This is a genomic window from Eubacterium maltosivorans (assembly GCF_002441855.2).
GTDB classification, from domain to species: domain Bacteria; phylum Bacillota; class Clostridia; order Eubacteriales; family Eubacteriaceae; genus Eubacterium; species Eubacterium maltosivorans.
The window spans coordinates 3,353,300-3,379,721 of record NZ_CP029487.1 but is presented as its reverse complement, the minus strand read 5'-3'; the positions used below and the strand labels follow the sequence as shown (position 1 = coordinate 3,379,721).

The following is a 26,422-nucleotide window of genomic DNA, read 5'->3' as shown; positions in this document are numbered from 1 at the left end:
TTTTTTAAAAATTTCTTTTGTGACCGTGAGCTCTATGGATTATAGTTCAAGGGAATCACCTCCCTTCTGAAATAAAAAAAGCAGAATCTTCAGGTGACATTCTGCTTACCGTTCCATCGTGTCCCGATGCTTTTCTTTTTCCGGAAATACGATCTTTCGCTGCACATCCCCATTGTATTTTTCAGGATGTTCCAGTTGATCCATATATTTTTCAATCTGTTTTGGGGTGAGGTCTTTGACTTTAAGGGCTTCAAAATCCCAGTTGCACAATAGAAAATCCCCACAAACGCTGATCTTGGCATGTTCCGCTGCGTCAAAAAGGGCGTGGTTGGGAATCCGTTTATCCTCTTTTTGAGTAACAATGAGGGTTTCATCCGACAGGGGATAGGCGCAAACGGTCCCTTCAAAGACACTCTCGATGCCTTCCAGACTATTTTCAATGCGGATTTTTTCAGGAGGCTGTCCGATGCGTACCATCAGGGCATCCACATCTCTTGGCTCTGGAAAAGACGTGATGTGGTATTCTTCGGGAATCTCATGACCATCGAAGAAAGGATAAAAGCCTGCTCCAGTTTCGCACACATAACAGCCGTTGATGTAGCTGCCGCAATCATTCATCCGCGCGTCCCGTCCATATGCGTCATAGGCGATATAGTTACTCAGCCCATCCGGTACTTCCAAAAATGCACCGCACTCGTTGATATAGTATTCCCCCAGCGCATAGTCGTTGTCGATGTCCTGAACGATGTCGTAGCAATCCAGATTTTGGGTCAAGTTGATTAAATCCACGATGCTTGACGTGTAGTCGCCTTCTTCCACAGCGATTTCATATTTTTTCATTTCTTCCTCGGTCAGCTCATCAAGGCAGGACGCAAGATAATTCAAGGCATTCAGATTTTCATATTCACCCAGACAATCGCCCAGACCGCTGATCTCTGTTTCATAATCGGTGATAAAGTATTCCTCATATCGCTTTTCGTCTACGCCGATCCGCTCAAAAATAGCCTGTACTTCCTCAGTGGTGGCGGGTAAAGCTAAGAACTCTCCCACCAGATAACCCTCGTTGTAGCGGCCTAAGTTCGTCACATAGGCATTAATCACACCCTCGTACATGTTGGTTTTCCTCCTTTTTTCTTTTACCGCGCATCGGTTTTCCGCCGGATCGGGTCTTTATCCAGCTTTCTCTTGATCCGCTGCGCGGTTTTAATATAGTCCTCCAATGTTTTAATAGAGCCCTTTTCAAGCCGCGCATCCATGCGATCCATAACGCGGTAGTCCCCGGTACAGTAGTAAGCCCGGCAGGCGGTGTTGACTTCCATGAGGGAATGGCGGCAGGTAATCAAGGATGAAAGCTGCTGTCCTTCTGGACTGTCGGGCAGGTACTGGATACTGATTTCCGGATCATCCGGATAAATTTCATCCATGGACTTTCTGATGCCCATATCGTATAAAGCCCATTTGATGGTATCGTGTGGGTACCAGAGCTTGGTTAAAAGCTGCTTGCCACCGTATGTAATGCGTGCATTGAGCAATACCATCACCTCATTTGTTTTCAATTTTAAAGGAAAAGCCAGGGATCTCTGGATACCCGGCCATGTCCACATAATAGGCAATGTGATGACCCTTTCGGTGGAAAAGGATAATATCACCTAAGGATAAAGGTCTTATTTTATCTTTAAAGGGACGGTTTTCCCGGTTGTGAATCGAATAAATATCTTCCTGATTTACGTTTTGAGCTAAAACAGCCTGATAAACCGGGCGATAATTTTCAGGATTAATCCGGTCTTTCGCTTCCTCGTAAGTGCAGAAAGCATAATCCACCCTTAATCGGTTTTGCATCTGATAAATGGTGTAATAGTCTAACTGGTCATCTGCTTGTGGCCTTTCTGGAACATAGAGAACCGCACTTTCTTCCATCTGCTTTGCATATTCATGGATATGGAAAATGCGCTCACCAATTTTTGCATGGTAGGGATCAATGTAGTAACAGCGCTTTTTCTCTTTCGAGCCATCCATGGATTTTTCAATAATCCGGCTGCCGTCGGGCAGATAAAAAAGGTCAAAATACCGCGCATCAATAAACCGTATTTTCTTGGTCATTTGCTTTTGCTCCTTCCTCTTTTTTCTTTTCTCGTTCCTCTGTGGTGCCTAAATAGGTGACAACTTTGCCTGCTTTAACGCTTTTTTGCAGTTCGTCGAACTGGACAAGTTCGGAGACCGACACGCCGGGCAACGCCAGCATTTCAGTCATGGTCATGCCCGCAATGGCCTTTTCGGTGTTATAGCCCGCTTCAATCAGACGGGTTAAAGCTCTGAAACCTTTGGTATTTTTAGCCATGGCACTGCTCCTTACGGCTCATCCTTGAAACGTCCGCGAACAAAATTGCCGTTGACATCATAGTTATCTGGATTCGCGGCGGGTGATGACCATCCAAACAAAGAACCGCCGACCATGGCAGCGGTCTGAGCCTTGGTGATCCCAGCCTTTCGGTTAGCCCGCTCTGCAATGGCACGGTTTGTTAACATATCCGGTGTGGAAAGCTCAGATGGGAAATAGCCTTTTTCATTTTTCTTAATGGTGACAAGCTCCCCGGTGGAGAGTAAGGTGTTATAGCACTGTTCTGGTAATTTATTCATTTTCGGCCTGCTCCTTTCGCGGTTTTCGCATTTCTTTATTTCTTTGTATTTTTAATTCTTTGAGTGCCCGGCGGCACAAATCTTCAACGGCTTCCTGACGATGGTTTTTATAATGTCCATAATCGTATCCCTGCCCTTCGGTTTTCTTCCAAACCACATAGGGATAGGGCAGGCTTTCGCTGTGTCCGATGACGAAAGCGGTATTCCCGACTTGGATGCTGTCGGTGATCTGATAGCCTTTGTTTTCATGTTTTTCCATCAGCGTGTTTCTCCTTTTCGGTTTTCATCATTTTTTTCAAGTTGACAGACCACTTCTTTGGCCCAATCCGACTGATACTCAGACTTGATCACACCCAGAATGTCCCCGTAAAAACAGCACATCTCCCGGCCATCATAAAGCCGTCTGAACACCATACTGTTTTTGGAAGGTGTTTGATCCGCTATCACATAGCCGATTTGTTTCGGGCCAATGCGATCTTCTGGCCGAAACCGCATGGGATCAATGGCAACCATCTGACCACGGATGCCTGTATTCTCCTGATAAGGAACACACATTTCCCGGGTAATAGCATCTAACGGCACATCCATTTCCTGTTGTTCCTCCCGCACTTTATCAATTTGACACTGTACCCGCTTTATGAACAGTTCCATCATTTCCAGATAACTGCCGATTTGGATTTCCGAATAAGCATCCGCCAATAACAAAGGTTCATAATAGCCGCACAAGAACGCTGTTGGCTTATTATCTAAGCGACTTTCTCCAAAAATAACCATACGCCCTTGAATATCAATGGCCTGTGTGATCTGATAATCTTCGTACATCCAATCTGTTTCTAACATCTTCGTTCCTCCTTTGAACGTAAATGGGCGGCATCTCTGCCGCCCTGAATCCTGTTACCGCTCCATCTGCTTCTGGCGTTTCTGATACATCTCCAACGCCTTGATGATGGTATCTTCAATTTTTTTGTCGGTGGTTCCTTTCCTGAAATACTTGCTGATTTTCTCTTTCTGAATTTTGATGGTTTCCTTCTGGTTGGGCTTGACCTCTTTCATGATGGATAAAATGACGTTGTTCGTGAGTTTCCCTTCCTTGGAGAACTGTTTCAGCTTCGTGGACTGTGCCAATGAAGGGGTACACTCCTCGCTTTCCATCACCTCTAAAAGCTGTTTTTGCTCGGCAGGCTTCAGGTAGGACAGCTCCACCGCGGGCCGGAATGCGATTCTCCCCTCATCCACCATGTCCAAAATGGGGGAATCCAGTTCGGTTAAACGGATATAACGCCGTATTTGATCCTGACTCTCCCCCACCTGTTCGCCTAAAACTTCGCGGGAAGTCTTTCCCTTTAAATCCTGTGCCACTGGCACAGGATTATTTTTGCTCGGCCTTCCTGCCTGTCTTTTCATGGCATCGAGTTTCATTTTGTAAGCAAAAGCTTTTTCTGAAGGCATGATTTTTTCCCGTTGCAGATTGGAATCCACCATCAGAATAATGGCTTCATCATCCGTCAGGTTTCGGACAATACAGGGGATCGCCGTCTTTTCTGCAATCTCAGAAGCCATTTTTCGACGGTGGCCGGATACCATCTCGTATCCCCCGCCTTCTTTTGGTCTTACCAAAGCGGGTGACAGTACGCCGTATTCTTTGATGCTTTCGACCATGTCCTGCATGGCTTCATCCATCTGGAGCTTAAAGGGATGGTCTGGAAAGCTTGAAATTTCCTCAATGGGAATTTCCATAACTTTTTCAAGTCCATCATTCTGTCTTTCCGCATCGGTTTTAAACAGGTCATCGGCACTGGGCAGCGGCATGTTTATCTTTTTGTTTACTGCCATGGTTAATTACCTCCTTCGTCAAAGCTTTGTAGGCTTCACAGATTTTTGTTCCCTTGTCGTAGGTGTAAATGCTTTTGGCCGCCGCACTGGTTTCTGCTGCCTTTGTAGCGCGTGGAATGGCATTGCGAAAAATATAAAGCTGTTTTCCGTACTGCTCATGGAGTGCTTCGGCCACCTCTTTGGTCATGTTGGTGTTTATATCGGCCATGGTAATGAGTGCACCTTCAACTTTTAAATTGGGGTTGATCTGCCGCTTAACCTTGTTGATGGATTGGATCAGCTGGGTCATCCCATTAAGGGCCAGATACTGGGCCTGTACGGGAATGATGATGCTGTCCGCCGCAGCCATGGCGTTAATCGACAGGATACCCAGGCTTGGCATGGTGTCGATAAGGATATAGTCATAGTCTTTCTTGATGTCCTGTAGACACATGCGCAGTACGGATTCCCGGTTCATAGCCACCAGTAGTGACATCTCCATGCCTGCGAGATCTAAATCCGCGGGGATTAAATCGACGTTTTCCGGGTGGTGCAGGATCACCGCCTTGGGGTCAATGGGCTGGTCAGCGACAATGCCCTGCATCATGGTAGTCAACGTCGCTTCAAGTCCATAGTGATCATACCATCCGAGGGAAGTGGTTAAATCGCCTTGTGGATCACTGTCCACCAGAAGCACTTTCTTTCCTTCATTTGCCAGACCCACACCGAGGTTCACCGTGACATTGGTCTTGCCGACACCACCTTTTTGATTAGAAATTGTGATGACTTTGGTTTTTGCCATAATTGGCACCTCCTAAATAAAAAAAGCCGCTCAATGGTTTTTGAGCGGCGGGCCGTAATAAAAAAGAGAATACTGATTGTGTATTCCCGTTTTTGTCTGTAAATGCTATTAAAAATTGAGCTGTTCATGTCTGATTTTTGGGCTACTTTCTCTCTCTCCTTCTGCATACAGCCTTGAATTGTACGCCAAATTCGTACGCTTGCTTCTTTTGCTTTTCTATGCAATTTTTAGTATAATGTTCTTATTCTTGTAAACAAGTGAGGCGGCATATGGTTGATTTCAACAAAATGATAAAAGTAGGTGAATATCTACCAGAATTTAACCTTGTCACACAGTCCAATTTACCATGCGGGCCGATTTACCAGTCAAAGGGACTTCGCGTTCATATTGAAAAAAGGCATCCTGATTGTCTCGCTTACTTGCCCCATATTTCTGAAATGCTTGAGTTTCCGGATTATATTGGTAAAAATCCAAAAGAGCCCAACAGCATTGAAATTGTAAAACATTATGATGCTAACATTATGGTTGCAATTAAACTTGATCTGAAAAATGATTATCTGTTCATTGCTTCTTTGTATGCCATCAGTGATGGAAAGCTAAAAAAACATTTAAACAGCGGTCGACTTAAACCTGTCTGCTCTTTATCCCTAGACCTTGACGCCTCCTTTGAAAAGCCTTATAATGAAAGTATAAAAGAATAAAGGGTACATAGATTATACCAGCAGGTAGTTGAGGTTGGAAATGGCTCCCAACACACTCTTTGGAGTACCTGAGATGCAGGATACGCCGCCCTGCCGATTATCTGCTGTATATATATAAGCCGTCTGATTTTTCAGGCGACTTTTTTGTTCACCTTAATGATATAACGCTTTTTAACCAACCATACAACAAACTGTGACAAATTGTCACGGTTCTCGATTTCGACAAACTCAATAATACGATTGATCTGTTTTATCCTTTTAAAACGCTCCCTTTCTGTCTTTCCAGTGAAAGTAATGCCGTTGTAGCTTGGAAACAGCCCGTTCCAAACCAATGATTGCAGTCGCAAGGATCAACGATGTGGAAAATATTCGGGCAACAGAATAACCGCTACTAAACATCAGATAAACTGGCACACATACGAGCAGGATTAAGATACTCACAATCTGCACCGCCAGCCACGGCGGATAGCTTCGGCATTTTTTCTCTCGCTTTCGGATGCTCCATAACAGGATCAAACCGAAAGTCAGCATCCCGGTTAGTGTCAGCATGGCACCTAAATCCCATTCATTCACGTTTCTTCCTCCTTTTCAAATACCAGATACCTGCTGCAATTCCTACCAGAGATACAAAGGAAAAAAGCAGTTCCTTAACAGGTGTCGGTTCTTCCATCGTCTCAGGCTTCACTTCTGCGGGAAGTGCTTTGATTCGTTTGCCGCGCACCAGCAGCCGGTGGCTGTTGATCTGGTACGGGGTGCAGGTCAGCAGGGTTACAAAGTCCTCTCCTTCGACGGGTTTTAAGGCTTCGGTCTGGTCGGGTGTGACCACCAGAATCTGATCCACTTCATAGGTTAAAGTCTTATCAAGGACGTGCAGATAAAAGCGATCCCCCATGACCAACTGATCTAAATCGGTAAACAGCTTTGCGCCTGCATAGCCCCGGTGTCCGGTCAGCACGGCGTGTGTCCCGGTGCCGCCGACGGGCAGGGCGGTGTTTTTCAGATGCCCCACTCCTCTCGAAAGCACGGATTCGGATGTGCCGTGATAGATGGGCAGATTCACCTTTATTTTTGGTATCTCGATCACTCCCATTGTCCCGTTAACATTAAGAATCTCTGTGTAATCCGCTGATTCTTCTTGTATATCCTCTGAAAAAGGATCTCCAATGATTGGATTGATCCGTCTTTCATTGTAGCTAATAGCTTTTTGATAGGCTTCCTCCATGCGCTGTTTGTTCATCTCCTCTGTCGTCATTTGATAATCCTGAATCACCTGTCCCTGTTTTTGGGAAGCCAGAAGATAAACCATATCCGGATAAAGGATGCAGCCAAGCCCCGCACTGACCAGAACAATGATCAGCAGCAGCATTGCTTTGTTTTTCATTTCCAGCTTCCCCTTTCGCCTATTTGTCCCCTGTGTTTCGCTTGCTCCGGATGAAAAGAATACTCATCCCGGCTGCCATGAGAATCAATGCCGCGCCCATATAAAGAGGTGTTAAACTGCCGGTACCGCCTGTGTAGGGGAGGTCGTAATGCTTGATGTTTTCCACAATAATCTTGTTGGCTTCGGCATGGCTGTTTGAATTGACGGTCACCTTTACAGGGTATTTCAGTAGATTGTAGGGTTTCCCTTCGCCATCTACCGGGGCCAGTGTCTCAACCACCCAGTAATGCGTGCTGTCGCCATAATAAGTATCCTGCCCTTTCTGTCCATAGGCAAGGCCCCAGAAATGGGCAATGCCGCTTGCGTCGGTGGTCACTTCCCAGTCGATATGGTTGTCTTGCGGGTCTTTGACGGCGTTGATGTTTTTCTTCGCGTCGGCTTCGGTTCGGTATATTTTAAATTTGGCTTCTTGAAGCTTAAGGGCGTTGTCGTCTGCGTCCACCTTTAAAAGGTTGATTCCTCCGGTATGTACTTCGGGCTTTTTGTCATCGGGAACGGTTTGTGGTTCAAAGAAAATGTCTAAGTTGTTGGTATAATGGATGGTCGCGCCGTTGGGGATTGGCTTACCTAAGCTGCCCTCGGCGGTTTTGTTTATGACGGTTTTGAATTCAATGTTGAGGGTGGCGTTTTTATCTTTGGCATTTGGCAGTGACTTGGCCGCTGTTTTTTTGCCGGCATCTGTCAGCGACACGGTTAAGGTTCGGCTGTTGGCCGTACTTGGTTCTGTGACCGTGTAGCTGTCCGGTGTCATGAGCACACGTTTTTTATCGGTATCGACACGGTAGACCTTGACACTGCCCGGAACAAAATCTAATCGGGTGTCGATGCTGTCTGTTATGGTGTAGTTCTTACAGGTCGCCACATCATCCGGCAGTGTGGTTTCGATAATCCACTTCACGCTTTCGCTGATGTCCGCGGTATCGTGTTTGTTTTCCAGCTCGGTCACAAACTTGTCGATGTCCGGGCCGTGCTTGATCTGGTTTTTGGGGAATACGTGGACGTTGTAAATCCAGCCGTCGCCCGCAGGGTTGGTGAGGGGTACGGATACCAGACACGGGTCGGCTTTGACGGCTACCGCTGGATTGGTTTGTTCTTCTACCTTGTAGACCCCCATGGGCAGGTTACTGTTGCCGCTGATGGTGACCGAACCGTCGGCTCCGGTGGTGACGGTCTGGATGTTCCAGGTGGTATCCACTTTGGTATTGTCGGTATCCTGCATCTTGGTCACTTTAAACGCGATGCCCGGAAGCGGAACCGCATCGGCTGGAACAACATCGGTCTGCTGACCGGTTCCTTCGGTGGTGGCCTTTGTAATGTCCTCCATCCGGTATTTATGGATGGTCAGGCTCCGCGTTGCACTGGTATCCGGTGATCCGGTGGCGGCAAAAGCGGGGCCGCAGCTTGTGCATAAAATGGCAATGCTTAAAGCAAGGCCGCCGATTTTCTTGAACAATGGGTTATTTTTCAGATTCATTTTCTTCTTTCCTTTCTATCTTTTCGCTGCTTTCTTTTGGATTTTTAAGATTTCTCTTTTTAAGGATTAAAGCTAAAATGCCCGCCGCAAGGAAGAACACCATCCCGGCCAGCATCAGTGCGGCACGGTGATCGCCGTTTCCGCCTGTGAAGGGCAGCTTGTCGTTTTTCTGGTTATCGACTTTCAGAGCATTGCCGTCTTTCACAAATGCCGGGGCGGTGCCTTTGGCGGTGATCTTTACGGTTTCAACTGCTTCTGGATCAATGGTCACACGCCACTGCCCCATGGGCTTGGCGTATCCGGGAACGGTCTTGGTTTCCACCAGCTGGTATTCTCCGGCGTAGAGATTGCCAAAGTCGATTTTTCCGTCTGTCCCGCTGATCCGGGTACCGACAATGGTCTGCCAGCAGGATTTAATCTTGTCATCCTGCAGGTCGTTATGCGGATGCTTTTCATCACAGCCATACAGTACAAAGGTCACGCCTTTAAGGGGTTCTCTGGTTTCGGCATCCTGCTTGATAAACTGGAAGGGGCCTTTCTTCGGCTCGTTTGCCATCACCACCGTCACCATATCCCGGATACCGTCAACCGTGAACGGCAGCTTTGCCGGATTCAGCTCATAGCCTTTTGGCGCAGCGATTTCTTTGAAATAGTAGTCTCCAAAAACTAAGTCGGTCACGTTCCACTGCCCGTTCTCGTCGGTGATGCCCTGCTTCAAAAGGTTATCTTTCATATCGTACAGACCAAAGGTCGCCCCGGCCAGTTTTTCTTTGGTGCGGTTATCTGTTTTCTGTAATTGCGCGTCTCCGGTGGCTCCGGTGAAATTTGCCCGGAAGCCGCTGCTTAACGGACTCTGACCGACGGCAAGGGAGACGAAAAGTCTCTGGGTGTCCGGGACGTCCGGCGCGTAAATGACGCAGGCATCTGGATTTCCAGCATCAGAGCTGTGGCGTTTGATGGTTGTCGGCGTAATATTTGCGCTGACTTCTCCTTGATAGCTGCCGTCTGCGTACAACATAAAGTCGTCGTCATCGTAGATGGTAAACTGATCGGTCACATCGCTGTAAACCTGTCCGCTGGTATTTCGCAGCAGCGCATGGACACCACTTGGCAACGTGACCGTATAAGTGCCATGATCGGCAATATTGTTACAGTAGGTCTGAAACCAACCGGTTTCCTGCCGCTTGGTACTCGCGTTCCAGACCGCTTCCTCCCGTTCCGGGACAATGCTCCAGCTGGCATCCCAGTTATTGGGATTTTGATAGCTGAGAGTGTTTACAAGATTGGCAACGGTTGGATCGGTCATATAGTAATCGGTATAAGCGCCGATGCCTGCAATGACGCGGATGGCTGCCCAGGTCTGAACATAGTATTCCCCGCTGTTTCCATCATGATAGCCGTGCCACATGACGTTTCGAATACGTCCGCTCTGCACGTTCCAGCTTTCCCGGTTATAGGTGACCAGACCGTTGGGGCCGACCACTTCTGAGGGAATGTTGAGGGATGGATCGGCACAATACGCGATTTGATCTACGCCGTTATCACTGATTCTCAAAATGGGTGTGGTGGTGGTAATGATGTCGCTTCCGTCGGGACTGGCAAAATCACTGCTGTAGATCACGCCATCATCCCAGCCTGCAGCACGCTGAAATTTTTTGTAGCAGGGTTCATCCCCAAAGCTTCGGCTCGCCAATGTCCTGAGACTCGTAGAACAGGTCACGGTCCCACCGCTTGCGGTTTCCCCGAGAATGTAGTTGCCGGAAGCATCCATCTTTCCGGTATCCTCGGTGGCGGTAATGCCATTTGCATCCAGAATCGCTTGTTCCCCGGGATCAAGCTCGGGACTTTTTTTCTTGGTATCCTCAATTTCTCCGGTGAATGCCGGATCGGTTTGAGCAGTTGGCTCTGTGATCTCCGGTGAATTTTCCGTCGCTGTGTTTGCCAAAACCTCTGCTTTGAAGCCGCAGCCATAAAACAACATCAGCAAGGCCATGAGCAAAACGGAAGCCTGTTTAAATCGGTGTGTCATGCTGATTCCTCCTTTTACAATTTTGTTCTTTCACGTTTAAACCTCCTTTGTAAAAATATCTATCTCAACCGCCTTATGGCGTTTGTTTTCTGTTTTTGGGTAAAGAAAAAGCAGCTTTCAATTTGAATTGATCAGCTGCTCTCAGCGGCATGACTGCCGTCCATTTTTTGATTTTTTGTGTTCTTGACTTTTTCTAAATGTGACAAGTTCCTGATTCCAGTCTTTTTGTCTCGGTAAATCTGCGATGAATTGTTTTGATGTTGTGAATCGGTCTGGAAAAGCTTCCATGATTTCCTGCGTGGCACTCTTAATAAAATCCTGACCGGGACGGTTGCCATATGCATTGACCGGGTCATTGTCCACACCGAACACAACTTGACTGATTTCATGATGTGTTGACAGGTAGTGCAAAATCGGAAGGTATTTCAGGCCATTGCAAGAAAGACAGTGATCTCGGCGGTTGTCAAAGTAAAGCGGATTACGGATATTTTTGAGGGTCATATAGGAAAGCGAGTCGATGGGCGATTCAAAGATAAAAAGCCGCGAATTGGTTCCGGGTAAAGTAAAGCCGTATTCGGCTTGGCTTCCTTCAACGAGCATTTTAAAAGGAGCGTATTCGTTGCTCCCGCGCAGAAAAGCGGATGCGGGTTCTCCGTTATCGTCATATCCTACAAACACGCAATTACAGCGTTCATCCTGATAGATGAGCTTTTGATCGACACAGTATTGAACAATTTCTGAATCAAGCTTGCGGGTTTTTAACAGATAGGCAAAGAGATTCCGGTAACTTTTGGCTTTGGGCGGCAGACAAAAAGGTTTTGACGGCGGTGGCTCTGTCTGCGGGATGGGCCGATGGGCGGGTGGGGTGTGATGGCTGAAATCCAGCAGCTCCTGAACGGCTTCTTTCCAGCTGTAAGCGTTGAGCCAAGCGACAAACTGAATAATGTACCCTCCCTGACCGGATGCAAAGTCTTTCCATTTGCGCCCGTCGGGTGTGACATCAAGGCCGTTCCAGCCTTTTACTTTGACCCGGCGGTTGGTGCGTTTGAGGTCAAGACCGCGGTATTCCATATAGTCGATGATATTCACATCATTTGCAAGATGAATTTGGTCATCTGTAAACATATTCTCCTCCAGTATTATAATAAGAAATAAGCTATTTGTTTTTCATTGTTCATGGACAATTTAGCAAAATAAACAAATGCCCTTAATTTACTTTGCTAAATTTTCTTTTATAAATATAAATTGTTGAAACATGCTGATAAAACATCCCGAAGCTTCATGCTACCCACCTTCCAGACAGGTCAACCTATCATGCCTTATCTATTCGTTCTTTTCAAACAAACAGTGCAGTCATCGGTTGCCGAGTACTACCTAACAGCCAGTCATCGCGTTCTTGACTTTATCATTTCAAGATGGAAATACATAAATATTTCCTGAACCCCATTCGCTAATAAACCAATATACAGATAAAATCTGCCTGACTGAAAGGCGTTTCTCCAACAATTTGTATTAAATTTTCAAAGACCTTCTTCACTACACTTATTAATGAAAAAGTTCTTTCTTTATGGTATACTTTGTTTGCGACGTAAGAATACCGAGTAATGAAGGGAAAAAGTCGGAATTGCACCGGCGATCCCTGGATTGTCCAGGAGTTTTCTGACTAACATATTTTTCCATGTTTATATCGGTTATCTTATCTTAAAGGAGCGGTTCTCCGCTCCTTTATTCTTTCAGGAATCAACAGCGCATTTTGTTTTTTCTCCATGCTCGTTAGCTTTTTCTTTCTGCCATTGCCTTAACTGATCTGGCAGAAAAAACAGGCGTCCTTTACGTTTTTCTTGGTAATAAGTAAATTGAAATTTCTTATCATGTTTAATATAATAGTAAATCATCGAGCGGCTGCATTTTAAAAAGTCACAGGCTTCCTCTGTTGTCAGTGTTTCGTGTAGAGTCATTTTTCTTTACGCTCCTGTAGTAAAACCTTTTTTTCTGCCCTTAATCGGGCGGTCTCTACCATATCTACTGCCATTATAAAAATTTCAATTTGCTCTAATAAAGGTTCCGGCAACCGCATCATTTTGGTAATGATTGCCTCAATACGTTCTTCTTTCATAGTTCTTTGTTTTAACATCTTGTTTCCCCTCCTTTTACCATAGGTAATTATTCTCTTTCTTGTTTTTGATTTTACACCGCCAAAGGTAGAGTGTCAATCAAATTTTATATACACTTGACAATGGTAGTTTTATGTTGTATGATGGTTTCATAAGTTGATGGAGGTTTAAGATGGATATTAGAGAAAGAATCAGGCTAATCCGAAAAGACCAAGGTTTGAAACAAAAGGACTTTGGTGAAAAGCTGGGCGTTACAGATGCCGCGATTTCAAGAATAGAGAGTGGACAGCGCGGCGTTACAGATCAGATGAAAAAATCTATCTGTACACTTTTTAATATTAATTTAGAATGGTTAGAGCATGGAACCGGCGATATGTACAATCGGTTTAGTGAAGAAAAAAGGCTTGGTTCTTATTTGGGAAGAATTGGTTCAAGAAAGTATCCGCAGCTTGAGCGGATAATTATGTACTATTTTAATTTGAGTGAGGAAGGACAAAAGGTTGTCGATAATTTTATCGATCTGATTGTAAAAGAAGAAGATCAAAGTAAATAAAAAAGCCGCTCCTACCTTATAACAAGACAAAAACGGCCTCTGTCATACCGGATATGGTACAACGACTTCGCACCTTGATTATATCATATTCGGTAACTTATAACAAACCGAAGAACATGTACACCGTTTTTCCCAGTATAACATGGAGGAAAATATGAAATATGATAAGATTATTCGTGGAGAATACACTTATTTCCGCTACAGACACTGGGATCCTGTTTTAAAGAAAATCACCAGAGAATTAACAGCTCGAACTCTCAAAGATTTAAAGGAAAAAGTTGAAAAGTTTGAAAAGCTTGAAGGCTATGGGATTAAAAATGACAAGATTAAACTTGTTGATTTCTGTAATGACTGGTTATACAATGTTCATCTTGTCGATAAAAAACCAAGCACGCAAGAACGCTATGACTGCATTTTCAGACTATACATGAAGAAGAGTTATTTAGGTCAAATCATCCTACGAAACCTTGATGCTTCTGATGTTCAAAAATATTACAATGAACTTTTTGAGCGCAAAGGATACAATTGTGTTAAGCAGTTTCATAAAATGCTTAGCCCCTGCATCCGATATGCTTTTGAAACAGGGCGTATCATTAGGAATTTTATGCCCTCAATCAAATTGCCGAAAAAGCCAGCCAAAAATGGACGGCAAAAAAAGGTAAATCCTTTAACCGTTGAAGAACACAAGCGTTTTATCAATGCAATCAAAGATCACCGTTTAGGCGTTTTGTTTAACATGGCTTTGGATACCGGTATGAGACAGGGCGAGCTTTTTGCCCTCACTTGGAGGGATATTGATTTTAGCCGCAAAGAAATCAATATTGACAAAACATATTCCCTTATTCGTGACCTTAAAACGCACAAACAAATCGGTGAAACCACCGCTCCAAAGACATATTATTCAACACGTATTATCTCTTTACCAAAGCGTACTGAGGAACTTTTAATGGCTCATAAAGAGAAGCAAAAAATACAGCTTGCCAAATATAACCTAACACAAGATAATGATACCCTCGTTTTTTGTACGGGTATCGGCACTCATCTTGAGCGGCAAAATGTTCTCAAAGAAGTCAAAGCTGTTTATAAAGAATGCGGCATTTTGAACGTCGACGGAAAAGTGGATAAGACCTTTCATGACTTAAGACATACCTACGCAACGCGCCTGTTTGAGTTGGGCGAACCTGCAAAGGTTGTTCAGGAGTTATTGGGGCATTCTGATGTCTCCACAACGCTTAACATTTATACCCATGTCCTTGAGCGACAGAAAAAAAGAACTGCCTCAAAAATTGATCTTTTTTATGAAGAATCTTTCAACTAAATCGAACTGTTCAAAATCAGACAAATTAACACATATTTTTCAACTGGGAAAATAGTGGGAAAATCTTTAAAGACAGAAAAAAATAAAAGCCCTCAAAAGGGCTAAAACACTAACAAAATGGTCGGAGTGAGAGGATTTGAACCTCCGGCCTCATGGTCCCGAACCATGCGCTCTACCAAACTGAGCCACACCCCGATATTTTTATAATTTTGATTTGCAAACCAACAACAGTTATTGTAATATAGTCATAGATATTTTGCAAGCATATTTTTTAAAAATTTTAAAAAATTTAGGAGAAAAGCATGAAAATAATTGAAGCGGGCGTATCTGCCCCGGAAGGTTTAGCGGATATCACCGAACAGGTGCGGGAATATATCCGGGAGGTCCGGCTGGGCGACGGGTTTGTCCATATCCAGATTCCCGAGCGCACCTGCGCGGTGACCATTACCATTAATGATGACTTCAATATTGACAAGGATTTTCTGAATAAAATCAACCGGTTCCTGCCCAAGTACAACGGCATGCAGTTTACAGGCTGGACCACCTCCAATGTCAAGGCCTCCCTTGTGGGGATGTCGGAGCAGGTGATGGTGGAAAGCGGCGAGCTGATCCTGGGCCTGCACCAGAGCATCTATATGGTTGAGTTCAACGGCCCCTCCACAGACCGCCGTATTTATCTCTCCCACATGGGCACCACACTGCCCGAGGGAGAGGAGCCCAGGCTCCCGCAGGTGCTGGAGGATCTGTACGCTGCCGACCTTGCAAAGGAACAGGCCGAAAAAGAGGAACAGGACCGGATCATCGCTGAGATGCGCGCCGAGTATGCCGAGCGTGTCCGCAAGCAGAAGGAAGAAGAGGCTGCCAGAGCCGCAGCAGAAAGTGAGCAGGAGGATGGCGAACAACAAAAATAATTCCACCAAAAAGCCAAAGCAGAAGCAGACAAAACAGAGTCACCAGAGCAACATTAAAAACAGTTACCGGATCGGCGCCCTGATCCTGGTGATCATCATCATTGTCAGTCTGCTGACCATGTACAGCTTTTAAGATGCTATATAAAGATGAATATTAAAATCATCACTGTTGGCAAAATCAAGGAGAAGTACCTGAGGATGGCCATCGATGAGTACAGCAAACGGCTGGGGGCCTACTGCAGGCTATCCATCATCGAGGTAAAGGATGAAAAAATCGAGGAGCGTTTCAGCGATGCCGAGAAGGCCCGGGCGGTGGCGCTGGAGGGCGAGCGGATCGCCCGGCATTTAAAGGATAATGAGATTATCGCAGTGCTCAAGATCACCGGCAAACAGCTGACCTCCCCGGATTTCGCGAAAAAGATCGAGGATTACGGCATCCAGGGCAAGAGCAGCCTGACTTTTATTATTGGCGGCTCCCTGGGGCTTTCGCCGGAGATTGAGGCCCGCGCCCACTGGGATCTGTCCTTCTCAAAGATGACCTTTCCCCACCAGCTGTTCCGTGTCATGCTGCTGGAACAGATTTACCGGGCCTTTAAGATCATGAAAAATGAGACTTATCATAAATGAAGCTGAGTCCGATTTTTGAAAAAAATCGGCAGGGCAATGGAGCGTTAGCGGTTGCCCGATAACAAAGCGAACGCAGATGACGCGGAAATCATCCGATAAGGATGATAAGATTTCCGAGGAATCTGTGATCTTTAATGGAGACAATTCTCCATTCATTCAAGAAGGGAGTTAACCATGACCACCACTATGTTAGAACGAGGAAAAACAGCTAAAAAGGCGGGCATTCAGCTATCCGCCACCGATACACAGACGCGAAACGCGGCGCTGGCGGCCATTGCCGATGCGCTGGAGGCCAACCGCGCGGCGCTCATCGCTGCCAACCAGACCGATTACGAACGCAGCGCAGCCGAGAGCCTGGCCGCGCCGCTCCTGGGCCGTCTGACCTTTGACGACCACAAGATTGACGACGTGATCGACGGCATTCACAGCCTCATCGAGCTTACCGACCCGCTGGGCGCTACCCGCATGGCTACTGAACTGGACACCGGGCTCGACCTCTACAAGGTCACCTGCCCCATTGGCGTGATCGGCATTATTTTTGAATCCCGTCCTGACGCCTTTGTCCAGATTTCCACGCTTTGCCTGAAAAGCGGCAACGCCGTACTTTTAAAGGGCGGCCGTGAAGCCCTGGAGACCAACCGCCTGCTGTGCAGGGTTATTTCGGAAGCCACCGCCTCTGTGGGTATTCCCGACGGCTGGATTCAAAACCTGGAAAGCCGCGAGGACGTAAACGCCATGCTGGCCCTGGACGACTATATCGACCTCATTATCCCGCGCGGCTCCAACAGCTTTGTGAAATACATCATGGACCATTCCAATATTCCGGTCATGGGCCACTCCGATGGCATCTGCCACGCCTATGTGGACGCCTCCGCTGATGTGGACAAAGCTGTGAAGATCGCAGTGGACGCCAAAACCCAATATGTTTCCGCCTGCAACGCCATCGAAACCCTGCTGGTGCACAAGGACATTGCCGGGGAATTTTTACCCGGTTTAAAGGCAGGAATGGACCAGAAACAGGTACATTTGAAGGGGGACGACCGTGTGCGCGCAGTGATCGACGTCGAGGCCGCCACCGATGATGACTGGTCCACCGAATATCTGGACTACATCCTTTCCATCAAGGTTGTCGACAGCCTGGAGGAAGCCATCGACCATATCAACACCTTTGGCTCAGGCCACACAGACGTCATCGTCACAGAGGACGAGGCCCACGCAAAGGCGTTCACCACCCTGGTGGATTCCGCAGGCGTCTATGTCAACTGCTCCAGCCGCTTCGCGGACGGTTTCCGCTACGGCTTCGGGGCCGAGGTTGGTATCAGTACCTCCAAGCTGCACGCCAGAGGCCCGGTAGGCTTAGACGGCCTGCTGAGCTATAAGTACAAGCTCATCGGCCACGGCGACATTGTCAGCGATTTTGCGGACGGAAAACGCAGCTTTACCCACATCTCCCTGGACCAGGACTGTCCTTTATAAAAAAGATTAAATTATAATTCTTTTTTAAGAATCATTTAATATAATAACAGTAAGCAGAAAGGTTACACATGCAAAAGACATTTAAGGCCATCATCTTTGACTTCAATGGCACATTGTTTTTCGACTCGGACAAGCACGACGCGGCTTTTGACCGTTTTACGCTGGAGCAGTGCGGGCGGCATATTACGCCCGAGGAAATGCACGGCTTTTACGGTCAGACCAACGCCACCATCATCCCGGCCATTCTAAAAGACCGGGAGCTGACAACGGAGGAGATCGCCGCCTTTGGCGATTATAAAGAAGCGCTTTACCGGGAGCTTTGCCTGGAGGATACTGAAAACCTCCATCTGGTAAGCGGCGCCCCGGAGCTTCTTGACTGGATCTGCGCCTCGCGGATCCCCCACACCATTGCCAGCAGTTCAGAGCTCGCCAATATGGCGTTCTTTTTCGAGACCTTTGGTCTTGATCGGTGGTTTGATCTTGACGCCACGGTTTTTGATAACCACACCTTCCCGGGAAAGCCCTCCCCGGATATTTACCGTCTGGCGGCTGAAAAACTCGGCGTCACCCCCGAGGCGTGCATTGTGGTGGAGGACGGCCTTTCCGGTATCCAGTCTGCCCACGCGGCCGGTATCGGCCATATTATCGCCATCGCGGCGCCAGAACGCCATGATTATTTCATGGAAGTACCCGGCGTGGACGCGGTGATTTCAAATTATCATGAGTTTGACCGTTCGCTTTTAGAACGGCCCGTGAAGGAGTAATAAATGCTAGAATTAAAAAATATCTGCTTTGAAGTGGAGGATGAAAAAAAGGGCATCCTCAAGGATGTCAGTCTCAAGATTGACTCCGGTAAATTCGTTGTTATTACCGGCCCCAACGGCGGGGGTAAATCCACCCTTGCCCGGATTATCTCCGGTATTCTCACCCCGACGTCGGGACAGATCCTGTTCGACGGCCAGGACATCACAGGCCTCGACATCACCGAGCGCGCCAAGCTGGGCATCAGCTTCGCCTTTCAGCAGCCTGTCCGCTTCAAGGGGATTACCGTCCACGATCTCATCTCGCTGGCTGCGGGCTCTCCGCTCAACCAGGTGGAAGCCTGCGAGTATTTATCCGAGGTTGGTCTCTGCGCCAGAGACTATATTGACCGCGAGCTCAATGACAGCCTGTCCGGCGGTGAGATCAAGCGTATCGAAATCGCGACCATCCTGGCCCGCGGCACCAAGCTGTCCATCTTTGACGAGCCAGAGGCCGGCATTGACCTCTGGAGCTTTAAAAACCTGATCGCTGTTTTCCAGAAAATGTATGAAAAAATTAATGGCTCGATCATGATCATCTCCCATCAGGAGCGCATCTTAAACATCGCGGATGAGATCATTGTGCTGGCAAACGGCAAGATCATCAGCCAGGGGGCCAGAGAAGACATTTTACCAAGACTTTTAAACGGTACGGACAAAGTGGATTTCTGTCCTAGAATGGAGGAATAATATGAACGAAATACCAATGAACGACGTAGCAAGAGAGCTGCTGAAGGACGTTGCCGACATTGACGGCAAGCCAGAGGGCGTTGCTTTTAATATCCGTGAGGACAGCCAGTGCGCTGGCCGCAACTCTACTGATAATATCCAGATCGTGAGCAAGGAGGACGGCTCCGGCATTGACATCATCGTGCAGCCAGGCACTAAAAACGACAAGGTTTTTATCCCTGCCCTGGTGACCTGCAGCGGTGTGCACGACCTGGTTTACAATGACTTTTACATCGGTGAGGACGCAGACGTGACCATCGTGGCGGGCTGCGGCGTGTCCACCGACGGCTGCGACGGCTCCGAGCACAACGGCATCCACCGTTTCTTCCTGAAGCCGGGCTCAAAGGTGCTTTACATCGAAAAGCACATCGGCGTTGGCGAAGGCACTGGCAAACGCGTCATCAATCCAGAAACCTACATCGAGCAGGAGGCCGGCAGCTATATGGAAATGGATACCACCCAGATTAAAGGCGTGGACTCCACCAAACGTAAATCTGCGGCCAAGCTGGGCGAGGGCGCTAAGCTGGTTATCAAGGAAAAGCTCATGACCCACGGTGACCAGTACGCCGAAACCGCCTTTGAGGTGGATATGGACGGCGAGGGCTCCAGCTGTACCTTGAGCTCCCGCTCTGTTGCCCGTGACCGCTCCCGCCAGCTTTTCCTGTCCAAGATCAACGGCAACAACAAATGCGCGGGCCATTCGGAGTGTGACGCCATTATCATGGACGAGGGCGTTGTCTCCGCCATTCCGGAAATTACCGCCAACGACCTTGAGGCCGAGCTCATCCATGAAGCCGCCATTGGAAAAATCGCCGGCGACCAGATCATCAAGCTCCGCACCCTGGGGCTGACTGAGCACGAAGCCGAACAGCACATTATCGAAGGTTTCTTAAAGTAAGGGCGGCCCTTACTTTAGAAATGGAGAATGGACAATTGAGAATGGAGAATTAAAAGAACAAATTTGCTAAAGCAAATTTGAATTTTACTCGAATCCGGTACGGATTCGTTCCGATAATTCTCCATTCTGCATTCTACATTTTCCATTTGCAAATGATAAAAGTATAAATTGATGCAAACAAAAACAAAGACAAAACTTGCCGATCTGGCACTAATAACCGTTGCCCTTATCTGGGGCGTGGGCTTTATCGCGTCAAAGGCGGCTCTCGTGACCATCACACCGCTCTGGGTTATGACCTTTCGGTTTTTAGGATCAGGCATTTTACTCCTGATCCTTTTTTTAAAGCGTGTCCGGTGGCTTGACAGGCGCACAGTGCTCATGGGCATGGTGGTCGGCAGCTTTATGTTTGCGGGCATGGTTTTCCAGACCATCGGCCTCGACCATACCACAGCCTCCAACCAGGCCTTCCTCATTCCATCCTACGTGGTGCTGGTTCCCTTTGTCTCCTGGATGATGACCCGGACCAGGCCCCGGGCGCTGGATGTGGCTGCAGCCCTGCTCACCTTTGTGGGCGTGGCGGTTATCAGCCTGAAGCCGGATTTCAGCATGAACCTCGGCGACGCTCTGACACTGGCCTTCGCGGTGGTTTATTCTTTCCAAATCGTCTTTTTAGGGCTGTTTGTCAAGGAAACGGATGTCATGTCCTTTACAGTGGTCCAGATGCTGACAGCGGGTGCTTTATCGCTTTTTGCCGCGCTTATTTTCGCGCCGCCCCTCGCCGGGGTCAGCGTTTCCAGCGCTCTCGGCATCGTTTATCTGGTGGTCTTTAACACAGCTGTGGCCTTTCTCATCCAGAACATCGCCCAGCAGTACACTACCTCCACCCACGCCTCGCTGCTCATCTCACTGGAGTCTGTTTTCGGCCTGATTGTCTCTGTTATTTTCCTGCACGATCCTTTTGGGCCGCGCATGGCGCTGGGCTGCGGGCTCGTCTTTGCCGCCGTTCTTTTGTCAAAGCTGGAGCTCAAAAAAGAAAAAGAGCCGTTATCCCTGAAATAAGTGCTTTTGACAATACTATTTTTCTTTATTATAATAGGACATACATTTATAGGGATGGGAGATAATCATGTTCAAAAAATTAGGTACACTCGCTGACACCTATCTTTGCCAGGCTTTTGGCCTTCTGCAGACGGATGAGGTCATTATCACCCAAGAGCGGGAATACCATATAAAAACAAGACATCCCGAGGATTATGTATGGTTTGAGAAATTTGCAGAAACAGTGATTGCTTCTCCCGATTACATCATTGTAGATGAAACACATAAGGGTACAATTTTTATGATAAAAGCGCTTGAAAATACGAACTTGAATATGATCATAAGAGTTGCCTTAGAGACAGACCATCCAGGCTATAAAAACTCTGTAATGACATTTTACCGAATTCGAGAGAAAAATTTAAAGAAATTAATCCAGAAAAACCGGGTTCTTTACAGAACAAAATAAATAGTATATAATAAGGGTATAAACAAGACAACAGGCATTTTGAAGTAGAGATTGTGCTGCTACACACCCTCTGGGTCAAAAGAAATGCAGGAAAGGGCACACCTGCCAAAATGCTTGTTTAATTATGCTTTTTACAGCATCCGTTTTGCATAGGGTGCTGTTTTTATTTTCCTAAAAGCCTGTCTTTCTTATTGCAAAATAAAGATTTGGGTAATATAATTAAAGTAGAGATTACTAAACTTTTCGAGGAGTGCTATGGAAAACAAAATTATTGTGGACAGCTGCCTGGATTTTAATCCGGAAATCTTTACAGCCGATCTGCCACTTGAACGAATACCCTTTAAACTCAGAATTGATGACGAGGAGCTGGTGGACCAGGACTTATCGACCATGCTGCTGGTCGATAAAATGAAGCTCAGCAAGAACAAGGTATCAACCGCCTGCCCATCACCTCAGGAATACCTGGACGCCATTGATCCAGAGCGCGTTAACTATATTATTACCATCTCATCCAAGCTCAGCGGCTCCTATAACAGCGCCGTCATGGCCGCTGTCATGGCCCAGGAAAAATATCCGGGCTGCCAGGTGCATGTGCTGGATTCCGAAAGCGCCGCGGCCGGGGAGGACCTGCTTTTCATGAAGCTTCAGTCCTTTCTGGAAGAAAACCTGCCCGCAAACGAAATCGTGTCAAAGCTTATGGATTTCATCACCAACATGCGCACCATGTTTATCCTCAACTCTCTGGATAACCTGGCTAAAAATGGCCGTATCAGCGGCACAATGGCCCTTTTGGGCAAGGTGCTGAAGGTGGTGCCCATCATGACTGACAACGGCGAGGGCGAGATTGCCCTGAAGGAAAAGGTCCGCGGTAAAAAGAAGGCTTTCTCCCGCCTGGTGGAAATCATTGCCGATGAGGTGTCAGACGCCAGCGAAAAAATCCTGGCCATCGCCCACGTGCACGCCCAGGAAACTGCCGAGAACCTGAAAAAAGCCATTGAGGAAAAATGCAATTTCAAGGATGTCGTCATTTTTGAAGCCGGCGGGCTGAGTACCGTCTATGCCGATAATGGCGGCGTGATTGTGGCTTATTAAGACGGATAAGATAAAACCCCGGCTCCGCTTTCATGATAAAAGCAGAGCCGGGGTTCTTTTTATAAGTATTGCCTTAAACAATCTGCAAGTTTGGGGTTTCATCCTCACCCTCAGCTGTCAGAGCGGAGTCCAAAATTTTTATGGCTTCCAGTGCGCTGCGGAAAGCAACCTTCTGCTGGGTCTGCACCCATAAAATGGTGCCCTGCCAGGTATGGTTGCGTGTGCTTTTAATCTCTAAGATAAAAGTCTGATTGCTTGCGTTAATAGTCTTTTCCATCCTCATCACTTACCTTTCACAATGCTACTCACTATCCTCATAGTTTTATTCTATCAAGGTTTGGTCACATGGTGATAACATGGCGGAATGGTTCTTTAAAAAAAAGCGATCCGAGGACCGCTTTTTTATGCTTATTGAGCCGCTTTTTCAATCGTGATATCGCCCCAGCTGTCAATCTTGCCGGCAGCGTTGGTGCCCGGTTTGAAGTTATCGTACTGGACCAGATCAGCTGTAATCTTGATGCTGAAGTTAACATTGGCGGTTCTGTTGCCCCAGGTTTCCGGAATCTTGACCAGGGTGAATACCGGTTCGGTAGCTTGTGGGCCTGCCAGGCTGAGCTTGTTATTGTAGTAGATGTAGCCATCTGCTCCAAGGGTCCAGTCAGCGCCAAAATTCAGGCATTCTTCGCTGATAAGAGCCGCTTTCTGTTCATCCGTCAATTTTGCCTCTTGGCCTTGCGGTACATTTTCCTCTACTTCAAGCTTAACGCGCACATAGGCGTCTTCTGAGGTGCCAGTCAGGCTGACTACGGGCTCTTTGCTCAGCCAGTCACCCGGCACGATTTTATCATAGCTGATGCCATCCTCTGTGGGTGTCCCAGGTTTTACGTCATGCCCGTCTACGGTGCCTGCTTCGGTGTTTTCGGTGATCTCACCAGTGACCTTACCCAGGGTAAATACGTTCTGCGCATTATCGGTATCGGTGAAGTAGGCCAGGGTGCCGCCGATGACGAGCACGGCGATAATGGCCAGCGATGAAATGAGGATCGCAGCTTTTTTCTTGTTGTTCATGGATTTTCTCCTTTAACTGATTCTATATTTTTTCTATTCCTAAGCTCACACTACAGCCACAAATTTGTCATTTTCAGCAGTTCTTCCAACATTTGCAAGCTTGATTAACTCTGCTTTTGCATCTATATGATCTGCCTGTACGGCAAAACCGTTGACGTCAATAACAAAGGTTGGCAGTTTATCAAATACTAAAATATTGCCAAGTGCATCTTCATAATAACTATTTACAATTGAGTTTTTTACCTCTTTCGTACTAAGAACGTTGCCTTCTTTATCATAGACTGTTTTGCTGTTCAGCTCTGTTTCTGTGACGGTTCTTAAACCTGCGTTAACAACTACATTCTTAAAGAGAGGTGCTGTTTTAACGTCTTTTGTTTCACTACCTTCTACATCATCTTTTTTAGTTGTTACAATTGTGTTTTTATTCATCCATAACTCACTACCGTTTTTCGATGTGGCTATCATTTCCCAGTTATCCGTATCCCAACCTTTAACAGTTGCATATCTTTCAAAGTTTTTTTGAGACATTTTTGTAGCTTCATTAGGATTTATAACTGTAATAACACCATTACTTTCCGTGGTTTCAACATCATCACCATAATAGTCTACGGACATTGCTACTTTAGCGTCTGCACTGTCTGCATCGATGGTAATGGTAGGTTCTTTGTAAATTGAATCACCCGGTTTATAATTTTCGGCAGTGTCTTTATCAAAACGTTCTTCCGTTCTACCTCCGATGTTATCGCCGGAAAATTTATTTGTCTTCTGTCCAGTGTTGGCGCTCAAATACGCCAGGGTGGATCCTACTGCGATCACGCCGATCAGGGCTGCGGCGGTTAAGCCTTTGGCTAATCTCTTCTTGTTCATGTTTCTTCCTCCGTTCTGAATTTAAGGTTTTCGATAAGTTTTTTATTTAATAACCGTTTTATTATAGTATTATTATAACTTGCGGTTGTCACACGTGGGTCACAGCCAGCTGTTTTAATTGGCGTTGATGAATTTTACCATTTCTTCTTCAATACTCATACCATCGATGCCTGCCTGGATGGCGTAGGCCTGGACGTTGATGTTGAAGCTTGGCAGCTTGCCCTCTGCATCGGGCTGAAGGTTTTTATTGATGGGCACGGTGCTAAAAAGGGGGGTAGTAGTATTCTTCTCGGTGGTCTTATTGTCTTCTTCCAGACCCAGTTCCTCGTTATAAAGATAGATATCTGCCAGTTTTTCATCACTGCTGTTCTGAATCTTTGTCCAGTTGTCAGTATCAAAGGCAATGCCGTTTGTATCTAACAAAGTGGTCTTAAAAGTCTCATAGGTTACCTGCTGTTTTCCAATAAAATAGGTAACTTTCAGGGCTACGCGGGTTTCTACGCCGTTGCCGTTTGTGTTATTGTTCTTTACGGTCGGGTTCTTCGGAATGCTCTGGCCAGGAAGATAGGCTTTGGCTTGGTTCACACCCAGGGTCATATCCTCTTCGTGGCCTTCAATTGCTTCTTCACCAGTGGTGCTGTCGCCTGCTCCATCTTCAAACGTGTAACCGTCCCATTTATCTTCTCTTAACTGGATACTGATGTTTCTATTGGAAGAAAAAGCATTTGTCTTGGTGCCTGTGGTTGTTGACAGGAGGGCTAATGTTGCGCCTACAGCGATGATTGCCACTACCAGTAAACCTGTAATTGCCAACCCTGCTCTTTTTCTTTTCATGCTCTCCACTTCCTTTCTTGATATGTGATGGATTCATTTCTCATTGATTATGTATTTATTATGACAGAGGGCAGTCACAGAGCGGTCACATCAATACTTTTTCAATAAAAAAACAGAGCTTTTTTGTTAAGCTCTGCTTTACGGCTATTTTTTCCTTTTTCTTTTCTGGGCCTCTGTCTTTTTATTTTCGGCTGTTCTTTTACTCTCCTGGCCTTCTTTTGTTGCTGCCTCTCCCTTGCCGTCGTTGTCCTTCATCAGGAAGTCGGGCAGGAAGGTGAGAATCAGGATCACCAATATGACGGTGACCATGACGATCATGCCTGTGGTGGTGTTGGCGTAGACGGCCAGATAGCCCATATAAGGGATGGTAAACACGGGCTTGCCCACCAGGTTCTGGTAAGCCACGGCGCCGCCGTCCACGTTGTCGTTGGCGTCGCCTTTGGTCTGGAAAGTCTGGGCTTCGGTATCGATGGCCACCACCCGGTGGGTGACCATGGTGTCGTCACTGATCTTAAAGGTGATGGGGTCGCCCACCTGCACCTCGGCCGGGTCGGCGTCTTTTACATAGACGAGGCTGCCCACATGGTAGGTGGGCTCCATGCTGCCGCTGAGCACAGCCAGCGGGGTCATGCCCAGCAGCTTTGGCAGAAACAGGATGGCTGCCATCGCAATTAATATAATCAGCAGCAGGGTTGTAAAAATTTGATAGGCCTTTTTCATGATTCGTTTCTCCTT

Annotated in this window: 34 protein-coding genes and 1 tRNA gene; 13 read left to right on the top strand and 22 right to left on the bottom strand. The window is 46.8% G+C overall.

The window, feature by feature from the left end; translation table 11 throughout:
• Positions 1–105: 105 nt before the first annotated feature.
• Genes CPZ25_RS15615 through CPZ25_RS15575 form a run of 9 tightly spaced genes read right to left on the bottom strand, consistent with a single transcriptional unit; the run spans position 106 to position 5,251 of the window.
• Complete coding sequence (locus CPZ25_RS15615; protein ID WP_074618313.1) at positions 106–1,113, bottom strand: antirestriction protein ArdA; 1,008 nt, start codon at positions 1,111–1,113, stop codon at positions 106–108.
• 23 nt (positions 1,114–1,136) lie between these two features.
• Positions 1,137–1,532, bottom strand: a complete 396-nt coding sequence (locus CPZ25_RS15610; protein ID WP_074618314.1) for a hypothetical protein — start codon at positions 1,530–1,532, stop codon at positions 1,137–1,139.
• Between the two features lie 10 nt (positions 1,533–1,542).
• Positions 1,543–2,100 (bottom strand): YodL domain-containing protein, encoded by a 558-nt coding sequence (locus CPZ25_RS15605; RefSeq protein ID WP_074618315.1) that lies wholly within the window; start codon positions 2,098–2,100, stop codon positions 1,543–1,545.
• On the bottom strand, positions 2,075–2,338 hold the full coding sequence (locus CPZ25_RS15600; RefSeq protein ID WP_058695873.1) for a hypothetical protein: 264 nt from the start codon (positions 2,336–2,338) through the stop codon (positions 2,075–2,077). The genes CPZ25_RS15605 and CPZ25_RS15600 overlap by 26 nt, the downstream gene beginning before the upstream one ends.
• An 11-nt stretch (positions 2,339–2,349) precedes the next feature.
• Entirely contained in the window at positions 2,350–2,637 is a 288-nt protein-coding gene (locus tag CPZ25_RS15595) for a hypothetical protein (RefSeq protein WP_074618316.1), read from the bottom strand.
• Positions 2,630–2,896 (bottom strand): hypothetical protein, encoded by a 267-nt coding sequence (locus tag CPZ25_RS15590; RefSeq protein WP_058695875.1) that lies wholly within the window; start codon positions 2,894–2,896, stop codon positions 2,630–2,632. The genes CPZ25_RS15595 and CPZ25_RS15590 overlap by 8 nt, the downstream gene beginning before the upstream one ends.
• Positions 2,896–3,477 carry a hypothetical protein gene (locus tag CPZ25_RS15585; protein ID WP_074618317.1) on the bottom strand — a complete coding sequence of 194 codons (582 nt, stop codon included), beginning with the start codon at positions 3,475–3,477 and terminating at the stop codon, positions 2,896–2,898. Before CPZ25_RS15585 ends, CPZ25_RS15590 begins: the two co-directional genes overlap by 1 nt.
• A gap of 54 nt (positions 3,478–3,531) precedes the next feature.
• Positions 3,532–4,470, bottom strand: a complete 939-nt coding sequence (locus tag CPZ25_RS15580) for a ParB/RepB/Spo0J family partition protein (RefSeq protein WP_074618318.1) — start codon at positions 4,468–4,470, stop codon at positions 3,532–3,534.
• Complete coding sequence (locus CPZ25_RS15575; protein ID WP_074618319.1) at positions 4,424–5,251, bottom strand: ParA family protein; 828 nt, start codon at positions 5,249–5,251, stop codon at positions 4,424–4,426. The genes CPZ25_RS15580 and CPZ25_RS15575 overlap by 47 nt, the downstream gene beginning before the upstream one ends.
• Positions 5,252–5,520: 269 nt before the next feature.
• On the opposite strand from CPZ25_RS15575, the gene CPZ25_RS15570 reads away from it, so the two are divergent.
• The gene (locus tag CPZ25_RS15570) at positions 5,521–5,952 is read left to right on the top strand and encodes a PBECR3 domain-containing polyvalent protein (protein WP_096919214.1); all 432 of its coding nucleotides are present in this window, start codon (positions 5,521–5,523) and stop codon (positions 5,950–5,952) included.
• Positions 5,953–6,210: 258 nt separating this feature from the next.
• On the opposite strand, the gene CPZ25_RS15565 is transcribed toward CPZ25_RS15570, so the two are convergent.
• The 7 genes from CPZ25_RS15565 to CPZ25_RS15535 all read right to left on the bottom strand — a co-directional run bounded on the left by CPZ25_RS15565 (position 6,211) and on the right by CPZ25_RS15535 (position 13,030).
• The gene (locus tag CPZ25_RS15565; protein WP_074617446.1) at positions 6,211–6,525 is read right to left on the bottom strand and encodes a hypothetical protein; all 315 of its coding nucleotides are present in this window, start codon (positions 6,523–6,525) and stop codon (positions 6,211–6,213) included.
• Positions 6,518–7,333 (bottom strand): class C sortase, encoded by an 816-nt coding sequence (locus CPZ25_RS15560; protein ID WP_074617445.1) that lies wholly within the window; start codon positions 7,331–7,333, stop codon positions 6,518–6,520. The genes CPZ25_RS15565 and CPZ25_RS15560 overlap by 8 nt, the downstream gene beginning before the upstream one ends.
• A 19-nt stretch (positions 7,334–7,352) precedes the next feature.
• Positions 7,353–8,867 carry a SpaH/EbpB family LPXTG-anchored major pilin gene (locus CPZ25_RS15555; RefSeq protein WP_074617444.1) on the bottom strand — a complete coding sequence of 505 codons (1,515 nt, stop codon included), beginning with the start codon at positions 8,865–8,867 and terminating at the stop codon, positions 7,353–7,355.
• Positions 8,851–10,896 carry an MSCRAMM family protein gene (locus tag CPZ25_RS15550; RefSeq protein WP_096919213.1) on the bottom strand — a complete coding sequence of 682 codons (2,046 nt, stop codon included), beginning with the start codon at positions 10,894–10,896 and terminating at the stop codon, positions 8,851–8,853. Before CPZ25_RS15550 ends, CPZ25_RS15555 begins: the two co-directional genes overlap by 17 nt.
• Before the next feature lie 141 nt (positions 10,897–11,037).
• Entirely contained in the window at positions 11,038–12,021 is a 984-nt protein-coding gene (locus CPZ25_RS15545; protein WP_074617442.1) for a DUF3991 and TOPRIM domain-containing protein, read from the bottom strand.
• Between the two features lie 608 nt (positions 12,022–12,629).
• Positions 12,630–12,854 (bottom strand): helix-turn-helix domain-containing protein, encoded by a 225-nt coding sequence (locus CPZ25_RS21195; RefSeq protein ID WP_074617441.1) that lies wholly within the window; start codon positions 12,852–12,854, stop codon positions 12,630–12,632.
• Complete coding sequence (locus tag CPZ25_RS15535) at positions 12,851–13,030, bottom strand: hypothetical protein (RefSeq protein WP_058695885.1); 180 nt, start codon at positions 13,028–13,030, stop codon at positions 12,851–12,853. Before CPZ25_RS15535 ends, CPZ25_RS21195 begins: the two co-directional genes overlap by 4 nt.
• A gap of 152 nt (positions 13,031–13,182) precedes the next feature.
• Between CPZ25_RS15535 and CPZ25_RS15530 the strand changes: the two genes are divergently transcribed.
• Positions 13,183–13,563, top strand: coding sequence for a helix-turn-helix domain-containing protein (locus CPZ25_RS15530; RefSeq protein ID WP_058695886.1), 381 nt, complete (start codon positions 13,183–13,185; stop codon positions 13,561–13,563).
• 154 nt (positions 13,564–13,717) lie between these two features.
• Complete coding sequence (locus CPZ25_RS15525; RefSeq protein WP_167495253.1) at positions 13,718–14,881, top strand: tyrosine-type recombinase/integrase; 1,164 nt, start codon at positions 13,718–13,720, stop codon at positions 14,879–14,881.
• Between the two features lie 118 nt (positions 14,882–14,999).
• On the opposite strand, the gene CPZ25_RS15520 is transcribed toward CPZ25_RS15525, so the two are convergent.
• A tRNA-Pro gene (locus CPZ25_RS15520) sits at positions 15,000–15,076 on the bottom strand.
• 107 nt (positions 15,077–15,183) lie between these two features.
• Between CPZ25_RS15520 and CPZ25_RS15515 the strand changes: the two genes are divergently transcribed.
• From CPZ25_RS15515 to CPZ25_RS15475, 10 genes are all read left to right on the top strand, one after another.
• Entirely contained in the window at positions 15,184–15,792 is a 609-nt protein-coding gene (locus CPZ25_RS15515) for a secondary thiamine-phosphate synthase enzyme YjbQ (RefSeq protein ID WP_058695888.1), read from the top strand.
• Positions 15,773–15,925 carry a hypothetical protein gene (locus CPZ25_RS20545; protein ID WP_158501401.1) on the top strand — a complete coding sequence of 51 codons (153 nt, stop codon included), beginning with the start codon at positions 15,773–15,775 and terminating at the stop codon, positions 15,923–15,925. The genes CPZ25_RS15515 and CPZ25_RS20545 overlap by 20 nt, the downstream gene beginning before the upstream one ends.
• 14 nt (positions 15,926–15,939) lie before the next feature.
• Positions 15,940–16,419, top strand: a complete 480-nt coding sequence (gene rlmH, locus CPZ25_RS15510; protein ID WP_096919212.1) for a 23S rRNA (pseudouridine(1915)-N(3))-methyltransferase RlmH — start codon at positions 15,940–15,942, stop codon at positions 16,417–16,419.
• 174 nt (positions 16,420–16,593) lie between these two features.
• Positions 16,594–17,895, top strand: coding sequence for a glutamate-5-semialdehyde dehydrogenase (locus CPZ25_RS15505; RefSeq protein WP_243129313.1), 1,302 nt, complete (start codon positions 16,594–16,596; stop codon positions 17,893–17,895).
• Between the two features lie 68 nt (positions 17,896–17,963).
• The gene (locus CPZ25_RS15500; RefSeq protein WP_058695890.1) at positions 17,964–18,659 is read left to right on the top strand and encodes an HAD family hydrolase; all 696 of its coding nucleotides are present in this window, start codon (positions 17,964–17,966) and stop codon (positions 18,657–18,659) included.
• Between the two features lie 3 nt (positions 18,660–18,662).
• Positions 18,663–19,385: an ABC transporter ATP-binding protein gene (locus CPZ25_RS15495; RefSeq protein WP_058695891.1), complete on the top strand. Its 723-nt coding sequence runs from the start codon at positions 18,663–18,665 to the stop codon at positions 19,383–19,385.
• 16 nt (positions 19,386–19,401) lie between these two features.
• Positions 19,402–20,322: a SufB/SufD family protein gene (locus CPZ25_RS15490; protein WP_058696436.1), complete on the top strand. Its 921-nt coding sequence runs from the start codon at positions 19,402–19,404 to the stop codon at positions 20,320–20,322.
• Positions 20,323–20,493: 171 nt separating this feature from the next.
• Entirely contained in the window at positions 20,494–21,381 is an 888-nt protein-coding gene (locus CPZ25_RS15485; RefSeq protein ID WP_096919211.1) for a DMT family transporter, read from the top strand.
• A gap of 67 nt (positions 21,382–21,448) precedes the next feature.
• Positions 21,449–21,826, top strand: a complete 378-nt coding sequence (locus CPZ25_RS15480) for a PBECR2 nuclease fold domain-containing protein (RefSeq protein ID WP_096919210.1) — start codon at positions 21,449–21,451, stop codon at positions 21,824–21,826.
• 255 nt (positions 21,827–22,081) lie between these two features.
• Complete coding sequence (locus CPZ25_RS15475; RefSeq protein WP_058695893.1) at positions 22,082–22,918, top strand: DegV family protein; 837 nt, start codon at positions 22,082–22,084, stop codon at positions 22,916–22,918.
• 73 nt (positions 22,919–22,991) lie between these two features.
• Here the strand turns inward: CPZ25_RS15475 and CPZ25_RS15470 are convergent, their stop codons facing one another.
• The 5 genes from CPZ25_RS15470 to CPZ25_RS15450 all read right to left on the bottom strand — a co-directional run bounded on the left by CPZ25_RS15470 (position 22,992) and on the right by CPZ25_RS15450 (position 26,407).
• Positions 22,992–23,195 carry a hypothetical protein gene (locus tag CPZ25_RS15470; RefSeq protein WP_058695894.1) on the bottom strand — a complete coding sequence of 68 codons (204 nt, stop codon included), beginning with the start codon at positions 23,193–23,195 and terminating at the stop codon, positions 22,992–22,994.
• 131 nt (positions 23,196–23,326) lie between these two features.
• Positions 23,327–23,986, bottom strand: a complete 660-nt coding sequence (locus CPZ25_RS15465; protein ID WP_096919209.1) for a SipW-dependent-type signal peptide-containing protein — start codon at positions 23,984–23,986, stop codon at positions 23,327–23,329.
• 45 nt (positions 23,987–24,031) lie between these two features.
• Positions 24,032–24,853, bottom strand: a complete 822-nt coding sequence (locus CPZ25_RS15460; protein ID WP_096919208.1) for a hypothetical protein — start codon at positions 24,851–24,853, stop codon at positions 24,032–24,034.
• Positions 24,854–24,967: 114 nt separating this feature from the next.
• Positions 24,968–25,687 (bottom strand): hypothetical protein, encoded by a 720-nt coding sequence (locus CPZ25_RS15455; RefSeq protein ID WP_096919207.1) that lies wholly within the window; start codon positions 25,685–25,687, stop codon positions 24,968–24,970.
• 144 nt (positions 25,688–25,831) lie between these two features.
• Positions 25,832–26,407 carry a signal peptidase I gene (locus CPZ25_RS15450; protein ID WP_096919206.1) on the bottom strand — a complete coding sequence of 192 codons (576 nt, stop codon included), beginning with the start codon at positions 26,405–26,407 and terminating at the stop codon, positions 25,832–25,834.
• Between the last annotated feature and the right edge of the window lie 15 nt (positions 26,408–26,422).